The sequence below is a fragment of the Anaerolineales bacterium genome, assembly GCA_037382465.1.
Classification (GTDB): Bacteria; Chloroflexota; Anaerolineae; order Anaerolineales; family E44-bin32; genus WVZH01.
This window is the reverse complement of record JARRPX010000005.1, coordinates 57,094-73,846: the sequence shown is the minus strand read 5'-3', so window position 1 is coordinate 73,846 and position 16,753 is coordinate 57,094. Positions and strand designations below refer to the sequence as shown.

At 55.6% G+C, this 16,753-nt stretch carries 17 protein-coding genes; 9 read left to right on the top strand and 8 right to left on the bottom strand.

Annotated features, from left to right (window positions below):
- Both P8Z34_03260 and P8Z34_03255 read left to right on the top strand, forming a co-directional pair.
- Nucleotides 1-753 (top strand): ABC transporter permease subunit (locus P8Z34_03260; GenBank protein MEJ2549684.1); only part of this gene is annotated, 753 nt, incomplete at its 5' end.
- Complete coding sequence (locus P8Z34_03255) at nt 750-1,613, top strand: ABC transporter permease subunit (GenBank protein MEJ2549683.1); 864 nt, start codon at nt 750-752, stop codon at nt 1,611-1,613. The genes P8Z34_03260 and P8Z34_03255, both read left to right, overlap by 4 nt.
- Before the next feature lie 46 nt (nt 1,614-1,659).
- On the opposite strand, the gene P8Z34_03250 is transcribed toward P8Z34_03255, so the two are convergent.
- The 4 genes from P8Z34_03250 to P8Z34_03235 all read right to left on the bottom strand — a co-directional run bounded on the left by P8Z34_03250 (nt 1,660) and on the right by P8Z34_03235 (nt 5,197).
- Nucleotides 1,660-1,989 carry a transcriptional regulator gene (locus P8Z34_03250; protein MEJ2549682.1) on the bottom strand — a complete coding sequence of 110 codons (330 nt, stop codon included), beginning with the start codon at nt 1,987-1,989 and terminating at the stop codon, nt 1,660-1,662.
- 1 nt (nt 1,990) lies between these two features.
- Nucleotides 1,991-2,641 (bottom strand): hypothetical protein, encoded by a 651-nt coding sequence (locus P8Z34_03245; GenBank protein ID MEJ2549681.1) that lies wholly within the window; start codon nt 2,639-2,641, stop codon nt 1,991-1,993.
- 220 nt (nt 2,642-2,861) lie between these two features.
- The gene (locus tag P8Z34_03240; protein ID MEJ2549680.1) at nt 2,862-3,038 is read right to left on the bottom strand and encodes a YHS domain-containing protein; all 177 of its coding nucleotides are present in this window, start codon (nt 3,036-3,038) and stop codon (nt 2,862-2,864) included.
- A gap of 35 nt (nt 3,039-3,073) precedes the next feature.
- Nucleotides 3,074-5,197, bottom strand: a complete 2,124-nt coding sequence (locus P8Z34_03235; GenBank protein ID MEJ2549679.1) for a copper-translocating P-type ATPase — start codon at nt 5,195-5,197, stop codon at nt 3,074-3,076.
- Nucleotides 5,198-5,689: 492 nt separating this feature from the next.
- Between P8Z34_03235 and P8Z34_03230 the strand changes: the two genes are divergently transcribed.
- The 7 genes from P8Z34_03230 (at nt 5,690) to P8Z34_03200 (ending at nt 10,985) form a co-directional block, all read left to right on the top strand.
- A complete protein-coding gene (locus tag P8Z34_03230) occupies nt 5,690-6,484 on the top strand; it encodes a hypothetical protein (GenBank protein ID MEJ2549678.1) in 795 nt (264 codons plus the stop codon).
- Between the two features lie 71 nt (nt 6,485-6,555).
- Nucleotides 6,556-6,693 carry a hypothetical protein gene (locus P8Z34_03225; GenBank protein MEJ2549677.1) on the top strand — a complete coding sequence of 46 codons (138 nt, stop codon included), beginning with the start codon at nt 6,556-6,558 and terminating at the stop codon, nt 6,691-6,693.
- 78 nt (nt 6,694-6,771) lie between these two features.
- A complete protein-coding gene (locus tag P8Z34_03220) occupies nt 6,772-7,455 on the top strand; it encodes a response regulator transcription factor (protein ID MEJ2549676.1) in 684 nt (227 codons plus the stop codon).
- Nucleotides 7,456-7,457: 2 nt separating this feature from the next.
- Nucleotides 7,458-8,612 (top strand): ATP-binding protein, encoded by a 1,155-nt coding sequence (locus P8Z34_03215; protein ID MEJ2549675.1) that lies wholly within the window; start codon nt 7,458-7,460, stop codon nt 8,610-8,612.
- Between the two features lie 146 nt (nt 8,613-8,758).
- Nucleotides 8,759-9,022, top strand: coding sequence for a hypothetical protein (locus tag P8Z34_03210; protein ID MEJ2549674.1), 264 nt, complete (start codon nt 8,759-8,761; stop codon nt 9,020-9,022).
- 63 nt (nt 9,023-9,085) lie between these two features.
- Nucleotides 9,086-9,316, top strand: a complete 231-nt coding sequence (locus P8Z34_03205; protein MEJ2549673.1) for an SHOCT domain-containing protein — start codon at nt 9,086-9,088, stop codon at nt 9,314-9,316.
- A 265-nt stretch (nt 9,317-9,581) separates the two neighbouring features.
- Nucleotides 9,582-10,985, top strand: coding sequence for a DUF2779 domain-containing protein (locus P8Z34_03200; protein MEJ2549672.1), 1,404 nt, complete (start codon nt 9,582-9,584; stop codon nt 10,983-10,985).
- A gap of 45 nt (nt 10,986-11,030) precedes the next feature.
- On the opposite strand, the gene P8Z34_03195 is transcribed toward P8Z34_03200, so the two are convergent.
- The 4 genes from P8Z34_03195 to P8Z34_03180 form a co-directional block, all read right to left on the bottom strand.
- The gene (locus P8Z34_03195; protein MEJ2549671.1) at nt 11,031-13,223 is read right to left on the bottom strand and encodes a right-handed parallel beta-helix repeat-containing protein; all 2,193 of its coding nucleotides are present in this window, start codon (nt 13,221-13,223) and stop codon (nt 11,031-11,033) included.
- Nucleotides 13,220-14,170, bottom strand: coding sequence for a hypothetical protein (locus tag P8Z34_03190; protein ID MEJ2549670.1), 951 nt, complete (start codon nt 14,168-14,170; stop codon nt 13,220-13,222). The genes P8Z34_03195 and P8Z34_03190 overlap by 4 nt, the downstream gene beginning before the upstream one ends.
- Nucleotides 14,171-14,476: 306 nt before the next feature.
- The gene (locus P8Z34_03185; GenBank protein MEJ2549669.1) at nt 14,477-15,718 is read right to left on the bottom strand and encodes a S8 family serine peptidase; all 1,242 of its coding nucleotides are present in this window, start codon (nt 15,716-15,718) and stop codon (nt 14,477-14,479) included.
- A gap of 69 nt (nt 15,719-15,787) precedes the next feature.
- Entirely contained in the window at nt 15,788-16,378 is a 591-nt protein-coding gene (locus tag P8Z34_03180) for a hypothetical protein (protein MEJ2549668.1), read from the bottom strand.
- Nucleotides 16,379-16,753: the final 375 nt, after the last annotated feature.

The window sequence follows — 16,753 nt, the reverse complement described above, 5'->3', positions numbered from 1 at the left end:
GCAGGGATGAGCTACCCTGCCTTCATCGGCACCGCGGCGCATACCTCCAGCGGAATCGGCTGGTTCTTCATCATTCTCTTCACGGTCGTTTTTGCAGGAGAGGATTTCAGCCGAAAGACGATCCCGGTCATTCTCACGCGCGGTGTGAGCCGCAAAAAATACCTGATCGGTCGCACGCTGTCCTTGTGGTTCGCAACGGGGGCGGTTCTGCTTATCATCGCGGTGCTGGCTGCGGTTTGCGGCCCCTTCATCCACCACCAAGTAAGCGAAGATCCCATCTCGCTCGTGAAATTGGGAGAGGCGCTGCTTTGGATCGTTCGTTCCTGGCTAACCTATCTGCCGTTCATCGTCATCATCCTCTTCTGGGTCGTCGTGGCGCGCAATATGGGACCCGCCCTGGGAGTCGGAATCGGTACGCACACGCTGGAGTACCTCTACGGCCTGGCGCTGCCGTTTTTCGCCACCATCTACGCAAATGTGGAGACGCGTGGAGGATCAGCGCCATGGTTTTACCGCATACAAATTGAAGTGTTCAGCCTGACGCTGGGTTATAACGCGGACGTATTCCTGAACTGGGGCGCTCCTTTCGCCCGGGAGGCGATGTTCATCAGCGGCACGTTGGGGCTTGGCGGCGAGACTTTGCTGCCCACATCACCATGGAGAGGGTTGACATTCATGGTCAGTTATACCGTCGTATTTCTGGCGTGGACGATGTGGCTATTCCAGCGGCGCGACGTGAGGTGCGGGGGATGAAAAGAAATGGAAAGGCTACGTACGCCCTTGGGACTCTATCCCGATTGACCCGAGTCGAAATCCGGAAGTTCTGGCGCAAGTCGACTGCCCGTGCGGTTTTGCTGTTCATGTTCGCCGGACCCATCGCAGGAGAAGCGATCCTGGCCAGTATCTCTATACGCGATGCCACCTTTCCACAGATCACGCAATTTTTGTTTTCATCCGACATGCTCATGATGATCGCGCTGATGACCGTGGTGATCTCGGTCCTGGCGCTGGGCGACGATTATGAATTGGGGACCGTACGGACCGTCATCAGTCGAGGCGCAAAGCGGCATTTCTATATCATCTCGAAAATCATCGCCACCGTGTGCGCGGCTTTCATCAACGGTCTGGTATTCATGCTCGCGGCTTTTGCCGCCGCCTTCGTGGTCCACATCAGCTACAGCGCCGTGCCATTTTCCGAGGCGGCCGGTGCGGATATCGTCTGGCGCTTATTGGGCGCCACCGGCGTAATCGGCCTGGTCAACTTCGTGCTTTCCGGGGTGGTGATGCTGGCGCTGGTATTGGGGCGCAGTTCCTGGGCGGGCATGCTTGCCGGTCTGGGTTACTTTTTCGGGGATTTTATCGTCGGGGGATTGGGGTCCGGCAGCCTGTTGGGTGTGAAGGACGCCTACCGCTACACAGTCGCCTACCATGCCATCAGCGTTAACGAACTGTTCTTTCCGTCTGACCCATCGGTATCGCTGCCCCGAGCCTGGATTGAAACTGGACTTGCGGACCCGACGAGTGCGATCATCGTTTTACTGCTCTTCGGCGCCGTGCTCGCAGGTATCGCGATGTTCATCTTCCAACGTCAAGATCTGATGGCGAAAAGCTGACCCCGGCAGATGAGGCGAATCCCTCCACCCGATCGATCTCAGCTATTCAGTCAGCCAGGTGCTGCAGCGCTTGACTCATCGTGGTCCGGTAGGCATCCACCGCCTTGCGGCCGACCTCGGTCAGCCGTATTCGCGTGCGGGGCTTTTTACCGTCATAACCTTTCTCGATCTCGACGTAGCCGGCAGATTCCAGCTTGCTCAGATGGGACGACAGGTTGCCGTCGGTGAGCCTGGTGATTGTGGTTAAAAACGTGAAGTCGGCGAACTCCACCGTGTACAGGACCATCAGGATCATCAGCCGCGCAGGCTCGTGCACCAGGCGATCCACCTCGGCCAGGTCGCCAATTCCCGGATCGATGCCTGTTTTATCTGCCATATCAATCCCCCTCCGCAGGCAGCGGGTACGTGCGCAAGAAGCGAACCAGCAGGACCAGTCCGATGAGCAGGATGATCCCGGCCGCGACCGCCAACGGGATCTGGAAAGTCCAACCTGCGTTGTGCTCCATGTATACCGAGGCCAGGTTGGCCAGCCCGATCATCCAACCATAGAAATACATCCGCGTCACGCCGAACAGGTAACCCATGGCGCTGAATAAGAGTCCCATCACCAGGACGACGACGAGCTCTACCAGGTATCCCCGCCCGGAGGAAGCCTGCGCCGCAGCGTTCGCGGCGAGTTCGGGCTCCGGGGCAAGGAGCGTCAGCACCACCAGCCCGATCGTGATCACGACCATCACGAAGGTGATGACCAGCAGGAGCCACATCTTGGGCGTGCGGCGCGGCACTGCAACACCGATCCTCGGCCCGCTGACGCGCCGCCGCACGAGCAGCTGCCCGACAGACAGCAGCAACAACAGAGCCACGAACAAAACGATGTTCCACTCCGGGCCCAGCAGCTCGCGGGTGACCGGATAGACCGCAAGCGCCAGGAAAATAAGCCCCAGCAACAGGTCCCAGAGGCCATCCTCGAAGGACACCAGCTGGAACACCCTGCGCTGAATTTGCCGGAAGTCTGCCATCTCAGACATGATATTCTCTCCTATTTTCTGCTTTACGCAGCAATATACTTGGCCTTGCAAAGTTCTTGGTATGAGTATAACAATATTCGCCTTCGATGTCAAGCGCGTAAAGGGTGATAACTACGTTCTCGCGGGACTTCGCCAAAACCGACCGGGAGCGGCTGCAGGCATTATGGGGAATAAAGCAAATATCCAGGGCGGCACGAGGCACGTGCCGCCCCGGCGAATCTCATGCGTGATCTTCATGGCCGGCGTGCGCCTTCGATTGGATGTATTTTTGGGGATCAGCATCGAAAGATTTTTTACATCCGGGACCACAAAAATAGTACTTCTTCCCCCGATACACGGATGTCCACTCGGCCGTTTCCTCATTCACTTCCATGCCGCAAACGAGATCTTTTGCCATCGAAATTCTCCTTTCCGTTTTTCTCTGTGTGCTCCTCAAGCCGCGATCGTTTGCCCGCGCAGCAGCTGGGCGTTGACGGCCACGATGATGGTGCTCAGCGACATCAGCAAGGCGCCGACCGCCGGTGAGAGCAGGATGCCCAGCGGCGCCAGGACGCCGGCGGCGAGCGGCAGGGCGATGACGTTGTATCCGGCGGCCCAGATCAGGTTCTGCTGCATCTTGCGGTAGCTGGCACGACTCAAGGAAAAGATCTTCACAACGTCCAAGGGGTTGCTCTTGACGAGGATGATTCCCGCCGATTCGATGGCCACGTCCGTGCCGCTGCCGATCGCAATGCCCACATCCGCACGCGTGAGTGCCGGTGCATCATTGACCCCGTCTCCCACCATGGCCACTTTGCGGCCGTGAGCCTGCAGATCGGACACCTTCTTGTCCTTGTACTCGGGAAGCACCTCGGCGAAGTACTGGTCGATGCCCAACGCTTCGGCCACGGATTTCGCCACGGCTTCACTGTCGCCGGTGAGCATGGCCACTTCGATGCCCATCTCGTGCAGGCGATCAACAGCCTGCTTGCTCTCCGGACGTATGACGTCGGCCAATGCGAAACTGGCCACAATTTGCTTTTCCTGAACCAGGTAAACGACACTCTGGCCCTTCGAGTTTGCCCGGTCCGAGAACTGCGCCATGTCGCCTCTGAGGGGAAGCTCCAGCATTTCCAGCATCCTGGGTCCGCCCACGAACACCGCATGCCCGCCGGCGTTGGCTCGCACGCCGCGTCCTTTGAGCGCCTCGAACTGCGTAACCTCCGGCAGTACGGCGTTTCGCTCCTCCGCAGAGGTCCGGATGCCGCGTGCAATCGTGTGTTCCGAGTCGCCCTCGACGGCGGCCGCCAACGCGATGGCATCGCCCTCCGACCAACCGTCTGCCGCAGCGATGTCGACGACCCCGAATTCCCCCTTCGTCAGGGTGCCCGTCTTGTCGAAAATTACGCTGTCGACCTGACGCGCCTCTTCCAACGCCAGACGGTCGCGCACCAGTATCCCGTTTTTTGCCCCCAGCGAGGTCGTTATGGCGACCACCAGTGGAACAGCCAGCCCGAGCGCGTGCGGGCAGGCGATCACCAGAACCGTCGCCACCCGTGCGATGACATCGACGTTGAACCCGACGGCAATCACCCAGGCGATGGCGGTGAGCACGGCTACACCGACGGCGATGTAGAACAGCCAGCCGGCGGCCTTATCGGCTAAAACCTGCGTGTTGGACTTGCTCTGCTGGGCCTCTTTCACGAGGCGCATGATGCCCGCCAGCGCCGTCTCGTCGCCCGTGGCTTGCACGCGCACCCGCAGACTTCCGTCGCCATTTATCGAACCCCCGATGACCTTGTCGCCCGGCGCTTTCGACACCGGTTTGGATTCCCCCGTGATCATGGACTCGTTGACCTGCGAATCGCCCGTCTCCACTTCGGCGTCCGCCGGGACGCTGGCGCCGGGCCGCACCAAGACCAAGTCTCCCGTTTTGAGCTCGCTGGTCTTGACCGTCTCCACGTCTCCGTTCGCATCGATCCGCTCCGCGGTGTCCGGCATTAACTTCGCCAGTTCGTCGAGCGCGCCCGACGCCTGCCGCACGCTGCGCATCTCGATCCAATGGCCGAGCAGCATGATGTCGATCAGAGTAACCAGTTCCCAAAAAAAGGTTGCGCTCGTCGGCAGGAACAGCGCCGCAATGCTGTACACGAAAGAGACACTGATCGCCAGCGAAATGAGCAGCATCATCCCCGGGCGCCTGTTCTTCACCTCCGGCACCGCCATGCGCAGGAACGGCAGACCGCCGTAGATGAAGACGATCACGGCAAATACGGGCGTGACCCACTCACTTCCCGTGAACGCCGGCATCACGAAGCCGAGCGTGTCTTGAACGAACGGGCTGAACAGGATGACGGGAATCGACAGGATCAGACTGATCCAGAAGCGTTTGCGGAACATCTGCTCGTGGCCGGTATGATCAACGTGATGCTCATGACCTTCGTGTTCTGCGGACGTCATTTCGCCCCCACCGTGTCCCATGTGGGATTCCATGACGTTGTGAGATTCGTGCCCGCGATCGTCTCCCGACATGGCACGCTGATGTTCGTGGTGATGTCCTTCGTGTTCCATGTTCATGTTCGTCCTCCCTTCTACGTAAATCGATGAAAGTTTCGTTCAATCCGATCGTCTTGCATACACGTCGCGTGATTGAACCCGAGCAAATTGGAGTGGGGTTAATGTGGTACGCAAATCGAACGACGGCTTCACGCGTACACTCCACGCTTCAATTGCATCTCTATGGGCAGGCGTGATTTCATACAGCATGCGATTGCCCACGATGATCTTTCGGCCGGATGCCACCTTCATTCCTTTGGTTAACTCTACCGCGACTTCATCACCACTCGATTAACACATTCCTCTGCCACGAAATTGAAATGAAGCGGTTCATCACACAGATGCTGCGGCCCAAATCGAACCTTAGCGGGCACATCTGAGTATGCGCCGTTGAACGCACACACGATACCTTTACGAATCCTTTAATCTGGCGACATTACAGCTTTAAATTGGTTTTTTACACTTCACAAAGATAGGAAAGTCCTAACGGACAATCGAAACGGAGGTGGTAAAGTGAGCAGAACATTACGCAATACTTTAATCGTCCTGACGGTAATCGTAGGCGCAGCGGCGCTCGTACTCATGGGAATAAGCTTCGACCGCAGATGGTGGAATCCCGTGGGGTACGGCCCGGGAACCATGATGAACGGGTACTTCTCTGCGGAGGATTCCGGGTACCCATGGCCGCCGGGTTACGGCATGAGGGGACCCGATATGATGGGCCCGCTCGACGCCGCCGGATTGCCCAGCGTCGAACCACTTTCCCTGTCCGAGGCGGAAAACGCGGTCGATGACTATCTCAACGCCGTAGGAAGCGACGACCTTTCCATCGGGGAGATCATGATCTTCGATAATCACGCCTACGCCCAGATCGTCGAAACAAGCACCGGAATCGGAGCGATGGAAGTGCTCGTAGATCCGGCCACGGGAAGCGTATATCCGGAATTCGGACCGAACATGATGTGGAATCTCAAGTACAGCCCGATGGCGGATTCAGGTATGATGGGTGGCTACGCACGTTCGTCTCGATACGGCGGAATGCTCCCCGGACAGACGACGGACTTTCAGGCTTCAGAGATGCCGGTCGGTCCGAATGAAGCCGTGCAGTTCGCCCAAGCGTATCTGGATCGATACGGATCGGGTGAAAAGGCGGACGAACACGCCGATACGTTCTACGGGTACTACACGCTGCACATCGAAGATGATGGTTCCGTGATCGGCATGCTCAGCGTAAACGGGTTCACCGGTCAGGTGTTCGTCCATACCTGGCACGGCGAGTTTATCGAAATGTCGGAGGCGCACGAATAGGAATGACTCTCCGGCGAATGCATTCAGCGCAAATCTCCGGGTAGAATCGGAGGGTGGAGAGGATGGAAATTGTGTCGAAGTCAGAATCCGAATACACCTTTCGCATCGAGCTGCCGCTGTCCTTCGAGGGATCCGTTGAGTTAGTCACCGATGCGTTGAAGGTCGAGGGATTCGGCGTTCGATCGATCTCACCGCTGAGCGTACGTTAGTTAATCCGATAAATTCCCCCGGGCGGCAGTCTGGGGGAATTTCCATCGAAAGCAGTCACACGCTGGAGAGATGCAGAGTTGAACGCGAGAATATTGGTCGTTGACGATGAACGATCCATCATCGAGATCGTAAGCGCCTACTTCGAGGCGGAGAGCTACGAAGTCTACACGGCGATGGACGGCCCGTCCGGATTGAAAGCGGCACGCACGTACAAACCGGACCTGATCGTCCTGGACATCATGCTGCCTGGCATGGACGGCGTGGAAGTGCTCACCCAATTGCGGCGCGAATCCGACGTGTACGTGATCATGCTGACCGCAAAAGCGGAAGAGACGGACAAGATCGTGGGTCTGTCCGTCGGGGCGGACGATTATCTCACCAAGCCCTTCAGCCCGCGCGAATTGGTCGCCCGGGTGAAAGCCGCTTTGCGTCGTCTTAGCGGGGGTACGGGCTTGCCCGACGAAACGATACTTGCCTTCGAACACGTGCGTGTCGACACCGGCAGCCGCAAGGTCTGGATGAACGGAAACCCGATCGACCTCACCACGACCGAATTCGACCTGCTGCGAACGCTGGCAGAACACCACGGACGAGTTCTGAGCAGGGAACAACTTCTAGAAAAAGTCTGGGGGCACGATTACTACGGCGAGATAAGGGTTGTAGACGTGCATATCGGGCACATCCGCCAGAAATTTGGAGACGACGACCTGATCGCCACAGTGCGCGGAATCGGCTATCGCTTCGAGGATCGGGGAGATTGACCATGTTTGCAGCGATACGAGGACACTTGGCCTGGAAGCTATTTCTCTCCTATCTCATCGTGATTGTGGTGGGCGTGCTGATTTTAGCCACGGCAGCGGAGCTGAGCATACCGACATCATTTCAACGCCATCTGGCGGAGATGAGTGCCATGATGGGCCGGATGATGGGTGATTCCACGCTGGGCGTGGATCTCGAAGCGGATCTATTCACTAATTTTCGCTCCGCGGTAAACGAAGCCCTGCTTCTGGCCACATTCGTCTCGGTTCTGGCCGCGATTATCGTCAGCGTACTTTTCAGCCGTCAAATCGTTTCACCGGTACAGGAGATGATGTCGATCAGCCAGCACATCGCAGATGGCCACTTTGATGAACGCGTGAACATTCCCGGGGAACAGCCACCATCTGAAATGGACGAGTTGGCCAATCTGGCGGTCAGCTTCAACCGTATGGCATCCAAGTTGGCCCAAATGGAAACCATGCGCCGGCAGCTTATCGGGGACGTGGCGCACGAGCTGCGGACCCCGCTTTCTACGATCAAGGCTTCCATGGAGGGCTTGATCGACGGCGTGCTCCCCGCACAGATCGAGATCTACCAACAGGTTCACCGCGAGGCGGATCGAATGCAGCGTCTGGTAAACGATCTCCAGGAACTCAGCCGCGTAGAAGCCGGCGGGTTTGAAATGGAGCGGCAGGATGTCCGCATCGATGCCTCGATCGAAACGGCGCGCACGCGTCTGGAGCGCCAGTACATCGAAAAGGGAGTCGCACTGGAAGTCGAGATAGAACCGAACCTGCCCTTGATTCACGCCGACGAAAACCGGATCGGGCAGGTGCTGCTCAACTTATTGGGCAATGCATTACAGTACACTCCACCAAAGGGAAAAGTATGTGTTCGGGCGGCTCGATCGAAAGATGAGATTTTAATCCGGATTCAAGATACGGGCATCGGCATCCCCCTGGAACATCTGCCGCATATCTTCTCCCGTTTCTATCGCGTGGATAAATCTCGTTCCCGCGCCAGCGGCGGGAGCGGTATCGGACTGACGATCGCCAAACACATCGTCGAGGCGCACGGTGGGCACATCTGGGCGGAGAGCCCGGGCAAAGACAAAGGCAGCACCTTTTCATTCACCCTCCCCATCGCGGCCCATGCCTAGCCCCTGCTAACCTCCTGTTTCCCCCATTCTTTACTGTTTCTTTAAACTTCCACTAACGTATCTTCATCCGCAGCCGCTAAGATCAACTCAAATGTGAGAACATTCTCGTTCGTTGGATGAGCGAGAAAACGAGAAAGGAGATCGACATGATGGGTTGTTGTGGTTATGGCTGGTTCGGGACTTCGGGTTGGATTGCCGGGATCCTCAATCTGATCGTGATTGCCGGCGTCATTGTCGGATTCGTCGTTCTCGCCATTTGGGCGATCCGGCGCGCCGGCAAATCGAGCGCCGGCAGTACGGCGGATCAGGAATCTGAAACTCTCTCGCCGATTGAAATCGCACGGCTTCGCTACGCTCGCGGCGAAATCAACCGCGAGCAGTTTCAGGAACTGCTGTCGGATTTGAAATGAGGCGTGGAAGGCGATAAATGCCAACGCTATTCATTAACGGGTGATATTGGAGGTGGTAAAACGATGATGGGATTTGGGCTCATCGGAGTCGTGCTGATGATCCTGTTCTGGGGCGGGCTGATCCTCGGTGCGGTCTGGTTGGTAAGAGCAGTGTTTCAACCCGGTAATCAATCCGGCTCACGGACGCAGTCGACTCAGGAGCAAAGTGCGAGAGACATCCTGGATCGACGCTACGCACGGGGGGAAATCACGCGCGAACAATACGAAGCCATGCGGAAAGACCTGGAAACTTAGACTCGATCATAATTTTCGCCCCATATGATGGGAAAAGACAATTTCCGCATTGAATTCCAATCCTGAAATATCAAAATTGCGTAATGTACGCCTGACTTTCTTGCAGCGGAAATGATCATTCATCTTGATCTTTTGATCGGACTCGGCTATCGTGTAATTTGGATGTTTATCCCGAGCATTATATCGACGTTCCTCAAGTCAACCAAACGTTGCTAAGGAATTCCTCGGGTTATGTTGTATTTCTTGGACGGGGGTTTTCAGACGGATGATAACGAAAACGAATTTCATTACTTACATGTTCGATGCTCCGCTGCACATGTGGGCGGAGAAGCACGCTAAGATCGAGATCGCTCCATCCGCGTACGACTTACACCTCATGGAGCAAGGTAAAGCGATTGAAAAGTTGGCGAACGAATTCCTACGGGGATGTCTCGCCACGTCTGCTTATGAACTGATGCCTCAAAAGACTTTCACGGACGGTGATTTTCAGGCCCGGGTGGATGTCCTGGCGTTGGATACGGGCAATCAAGTCTACGACATCTATGAGATTAAAAGTTCGACATCGATTCGTAAAGATTACATCTATGACGTGGCATTCCAACGCGTGGTGTGTGAAGCCACCATTCCGGTTCGCAGCGCCTATCTCGTGCTGCTCAACAAGGAATACGTCCGGTCGGGCGAAATCGATCTAAACCAGTTGTTCATCATAGAAAACCTCACCGAGGAAAGCGCGAAGGTCAGAGACGAGGTTGCGGTCGCTCGAGAAGATGCCCGGCTGGTGGCAACAAAGGCAACGCCCACGGGAATTGCGAATTGTCTAAAACCAGATAGGTGTCCGTGTCCTTCCCTGTGCCATCCGGAATTGCCGGAATATCCTATCTACAACATACCCCGGCTCAACCAGAAGAAGGCTAGAGGATTAATCGGCAGAGCGGTGTTCAGGATTAAAGATATCCCCAATGATTTTCCATTGTCAGACCGCCAAACCCTGCACATGTTGGCCGTGAAACAGGGAAAACCTTTGATCGACATTGCGGCCATCAAAGACGAACTCGATCGATTGCAGTATCCGCTTTACTTCCTCGATTATGAAACTTACAATCCTGCAGTGCCTCTCTTCGACGGGTATAAGCCCTACCAGCCCATCGTGTTTCAATATTCCCTTCACGTCATTGCCGAACCCGGGAGCGTCCCGGAACACTTTGAATGTTTGATCACGGAGCAGGGCGACCCGGGAAACAAGATCGTTCAGCATCTGGTCCAACATATGGGTCGATCGGGTTCCGTTATCGTTTGGAACAAAACCTTTGAGGCCGGCCGGAACAAAGAAATGGCGCAAATGTACCCGGAGTATGGGGATTTCCTGCTGGGGGTCAACGACAGGATGTACGATCTGATGGATCCTTTCAGCAAGGGATACTACGTCCATCCCGACTTCCACGGAAGCGCTTCCATCAAGAACGTTTTGCCCGTCCTGGTGGACGATGGCGCTCTCAACTACGATGACCTGCCGATCTCCAGAGGAGACGATGCGATGCTGGCCTGGGCGGATATTATGACCGGCCGCATTCCCGGCGAAAAGATCAGCGAAACGCGCGAAAACCTGCTCCGCTACTGTGAGTTGGACACGCTGGCAATGGTCAGGATCTGGGAGGTCCTATCTGCGTGAGAGGGGGAAAACGATAGCCACGCCGTTGATGTCTCCCGTACAGTCTCAGGGCATCTCCAGTCCTTGTATGGGGACCCAGCCCTGGAGACCACTGCCGTCCAGCCGGATGTAGGCCCACTCCTGGTCCTCGTCCAGCAGGTAGACTTCCACACCTCCTGGAAGCTGGCCTATGACTTTCTGATCTTCACCGGGCCATAAATAGACGGGCTGCGATCGACCGGATTGTGCCGTGCTGGCCCGATCCAGCGCCTCCGCTGACCGGTCGAGCGAACGGACCGTGATGTCGTCGATGCAAAGTGTGGTGCCAGGTCGTGCCCGCATTCCCGCGTTTCCAACCGAAGTGAAGTCCAGGTACTGGGTCAATACCAGGCGGCCGTTCAGATAGGTGCGAATCATGGTTCCTTCCACCTCCGCCCTGAATTGGATCCACTCCCCCCGTTCTATCGGGGTATTGATGCTCTTCCAGGCAGAGCAATCGTCACTGTCGCAGTAGATCTGGCTGACCCATTGGCCATCCGCACCCGAATTAAGTGTGTGTACATAGTGATGCGAATCGTCCCCCCATCCTTCCCGCTGCCGGATGTCGGCCGCGGCATTCGGTTCGCCCGCGATCCGCAGGCGGACGTCCACCTGGTAATCCGTCCACCCCATCGAACCAAAGGACATGTGCGTCCCAGTTTCTTCTTCGTACCCGCAGTACATGACCGTTCCGTCCTCGTGCACGATCTCCCACGAGTTATAGGACGGCCAATGATCGATCAGCCCCTCGTTGGTGTCAAAATCGATTCTCTCCAGCTCTTCGAGATAGGCCGGTTGTGTATCCGGGAGGGCCGCTGGGGGCACCAGTGCCGCAGCCTCCTCTACTGTCGTATCGACCAGAACGTAGACCGGAAGAGACAGCTTGACGCCGTTCGCTTCCACCGAGCACGTGACTTGCGCGAAGCCCTGTTCTTTGGCCTGGATCTGACCGGCATGATTCACAAAGACCTTGTCGATTTCGCTCGAAAGGCACTTCTGCACGTAGTCCCCGGGATCCAGGATATACCCGCTTGCCGTTCGCGCGGTGATCGTCAGCATTGCCTTTTCCCCAACTGCGAGATGCAGGTTGGCGCTGTTTCCGGCCACGTCCGAGGTGATATACATTCGATGCAAGGAGCTGTCGGGGGATTCGAAGGGGAAATCCGCGGTCAAACCGACATCCGCCTGATCGATGTCCTCGATGCCCAACCCGTAGGCCGGCGAATCAAAGCGCAGGCGATAGTCACTCGACTCGACATTGACGAACAAGGGATCGGCGATGAGGGAGTTTTGATCGAAACGACCGTCCGCCAACGCCTGCCAATCCTCCAGGGTTATCACGCCGGGAATGCCCACCACCCGGTACATGCCCTGATCGCTGAAGAAGAGATTCATGTCGGACTGCCGCAGCCAGGAACCTTCGCTCCCGAAGCGAAAGCTGTAGATCGGCCCATCGTTGTTGTAGAAGATGTTGCCGATGACGTCGATGTCGTTCGGCGGCGTGGATGCCGCGGAATTTGCCTCCGTGCCCGCTTCTTCGATGCTGTACTCACGGGGAAAGATGGCGCTGGAGAGGTGCACGTTGTTCAGCACGAGGAAATTATTGCGAATGACCGTCTCGATATCGGACGCATCGATCAAACCTGAAATCCGGCCGCCGCCCTGCCACCCGAAATTTTCCACCAGATTGTTGGTGATGGTATAGCCACTTGTTCCCTGATCCATGTAAATACCACCCTGGTAGGAAAAGAGGCCGTAAACGTCATGAAGGTAATTGTTGTGGATCACGTTATCCGGACCGACGCCGCCGAAGTAGATCGGCCCCATGTCCTGGCTGTCCTGGAGCACGCTGTGTATTTCGTTGAATTCCACCAAGTTGTTGGATGTCCCCGATCCTCCGAAACCGATGGCGCCCTTGGGGATGTCGTGTAACAGATTGTGGGCGACACGATCATTGGAGCTGTTGTAGATTTGGATGCCCCGCGCAGAGGGAATCAGCATGCCCGTGTGGTGGATGTGGTTATTTTCGATGAGGTGGTCGTTGCTTTCATTGGGTACGTCCCATTGGCCGTTGATTTCAATCGCCGTGTCGCCGATATGATCGATCAGATTGTTCTCGATCGTGATGCGGCGCACGCCGTTGCCTGTGGTGTAAATACCAATGCCGCCGATGTGCTGCAAGTGATTCCCCAGGATCTGGATGTCTTCTGCGTTTTTCATGTAGATGGGTAATCCAGACGCGGTGCGATGACGGGATGACCTTCGCCCGGCGCCTGCCAGGGTCGATAGTAGAGCGTGTTCTGATCGAGATAGAACTCGCCCGGTCCGTCCAGCAGCTCCGGCGAGTTTTGTATGAAGTAATCCGTACCCGGACCGAGCATGTCCACCCAGCGAGGGGAAATGTCGTTCAAGTCCGCCATGAGGGTGCCGTCCGCATAGGAGATCTGCGTCACCTGCCCCATGTAGGTTCTCCAGTGAAATTCCCCATGCTCCCCGCCGTTCCAGGTTGTCATCTCCAGGGTCGACCAGTCGTCCATGACCGGAAATGTCCCCGGGTCAAAATAGAATCCATCATACTCGTGCCCTTCGAGCAGCGCCTCGATCTTCATGTATGCGTGTTTGCCGGGGCTGATCGCCTCCGGGTTCCGGTTCGGATACCGTGCGAGAACGCCGGTTTGATCGCCTTCGTAGAGCACGTTGAACGCCGTATCCACGCTGGTGGTGAAGACACCATCCTCAAGAGATTCCCAATCCGTAAGTTCGATTCCCCCACTGATAACGGGTGCTTCCCCGGCGTAGTTGCAGAAAACCACGTGGAATCCGTCCCGGCCCGAGTCTTCCTTATGGAATACGAGCGGGTCCTCCAGGTAGTAGGTCCCTTCGCGGATATAAACAATGAAATCTTCCGTTTGCGGCTTCCTCAAACGCACGCGTACTTCTTCTATCACTCTCTGGAGTGTAAGAAAGGGACCGTCTGTTCCTGATCTGTTGGGCACTTCCAACTCGCCGCTCCAATCATCGTTGCCGAGGGGTGAGACGTAGTATGAAGCGGATGTCGACGGCACCTTCGACGAATCCGTGGAGCCGCACGCAGCCAGCAGCAAGAGGATGACGGACGCCGCCAGGTACGCGAACCCCCTCCCAACAAGGCCCTTGGACTTGAACATCGCCTTCTCCTTTTGGGACAGAAGCCGCTCTCATCTCTGATGATACAACAACTCCTGGAGAATCCGTCCCGATCCCGGTGATGTACGGCCTGAGCGAGGACAAAGTCGCGAGGATCGAAAATAGCGTTGGGGGGAAGTCCTACACGCCCGGAGACAAAGTGCAATCTCACCTCGAATGAGTGCCCATTCGGGCGCACCTGGTCAGAACGCGTGTTGTCATGCCAATCCTGGTCATTATGGCCGCCAATATCATCGACAAGCAGCATGAGCCATCTGCAGGATATCTTTCCCTAGTGCCTGATCATGTCACTTGATTAACACTTCGATTAGCGCAACCGGATCGATGATCGTCCCCAGGATGAACGACTCGTCGCCGCGCGTAATTTCAAGCACACGGCCTGTTTCAACCGCCAATTCCAGGAAATCATCCGGCGTGATCGACGGGTCAACCTGCACGGCAAGTGCATACACCCCCGCCAGATAAGGCATGGTCCAACTGCCGCCCCCAACGCTGAAATAAGCATAGTCCTCGACCCCCGTAAAACCCGCAACGGTCCTGGAATCCATGGGAATCAATAGACTGTTTTCCAAAGCAGGATCGTCGGGAGTAACTTCTGCACATAACACACAAAGTCCGTAGGAATCGAAGGAATCAGGATCATCGTACGGGTAGCGGCCCAACCAGTACAATCGGTAATCATAGGTCAAATACATCCTGCCGGAGATTACGAGAATTCCCTCCTCGTTCGCTTCTTCAACTGCGGCCGTTATATCTTCATATCCAATCTCCTCTGGATTCCACCCAATACTTGTTGAGATCACTCGAATTTTCTGGCTTGCGGGCAATAGTCGATTGATTTCGATAATGCGTCGCACACCTTGAGCTAGATATTGAAAATTACGCTTCATGTCGGAGGGCATCGATGATGGATCTGTCACATTCACTGCGATGTAATAGACACTTGCTCCCGGAGCCGTCCCTGTGTTTTTGCCAACTGCGAGTGAGGTTACAGCAGGGCCATGCATTGCGGCTGGAAATTCCGGTTCGTAATTAATCTCTTCATAAAGCTGAATTCGATCTGCATATTCTACGTGCTCAATTAACAATGTTTGGTCGAGAATGGCTATTCCCACACCTTGTCCGGTGATTCCCCGAGCGTGAAGGCTCCGAACGCCCAATCCAGGATTCTTGCCCAGTTCCATTATCAGATCTTTATCAAATTCAGGCGGCATTCGATCTTCTGTTGGCCAGATGGTATTGCTGTCGAAGGCAGCATATTGAAGGACGCTCCATTCACCCGTTAAATTCAAACCAGAAACGTCTGCAGACCGCAGGTCCATCATCATGGGATTTTCGGTATCCAGGCTGAAACCCGGCAACCAGCTCAACTTACCTTGATGCCACTGGTTTGCAGGCGGATGGCGATCGATAATGTGGAATTCCGATTGGAAATCCTCCGTTGCGTACGGAGTAGTTGTGGCCAGATGCCGACAACCGCTCGACACAAACACGAAAATCACACAAAGTAGGCCGATGCGCACTCTCACTTTTCACCTCCATCTTGTTCCATCGATCTTGGATACATCGGGGCGAACTAGCCCCACACCGGTGAACCGTTATGAGATACCGCTGAGCCCATCAGAAGATTGGTGAGGCGATGCGCTCATCAAATAGAACAGCGCCGATCCTGTAAAGAGTGCCGGGATCAACCCAAACAGCACTTGCGCGAAGAAGCTGTCAATATCCGTCCCCGCAGCTATCGACGTCAAGCCCCAACCGAGCGCACTTGCAAATATCCAAATGGTTGCCTTCGAAAAATGATGGCGTAGATACGCCCATTGGGCAGTGCCTGTGATCAACCCGAATGCGGTGGACATGCCGATCGAAAATGCGCCGGGAATTGGATACGTGATCCACCGCGTCACGAGCAAGTCGATCGACAATCCCAGTAAAAGGCTTGTGAATGAAGCGATCAGCCACCAATATGCATTCGAAAGGAATCTGCTCAGGACGATCCACTGGACCAATGGAAGCAGGATCCCGAATCCAAGCACCCCAAGAATGGTTTCAACAACGAGGTTGACCTTGCCCGACGCAGGAGGGACGAGCAGGCGAAGCAGGGCAAAACCAATGAGGATGGAAATCGTGCCCAGCAGCGTCCATGCGGCAAAGTAGAAGAACGGCTTTTGACGGGTTCTTGCGGCCATTTTTAACCCCTTTGATATCAAAAGCGGATAAATAAGGGAACTTCGAGGATGATTATATGATCCGATACCGCAGATCAGAGGACGATTAACATACGCATTACCTGTGGTTTTCATGCGATGTCGGGATCGTTTCGGCGTAAAAAAGGAAAGAACCTTATCCATACCGGATTCCGACGCGATATCAATCCGATCGATTGGTCTTTGCACCTTGGCTTCTTACAATCTGACGCATACCATCATCTTGCGAAAAGGACAATTACGGGGTATTAAAAGGCGGCTTGCTGCGTTATCGCTTCGTTCACATCAACAACGCAGCAACACCTCCCACACGATCGACGTACATAAATGCGGATAAGTCACTGCTCGACGAGGGGA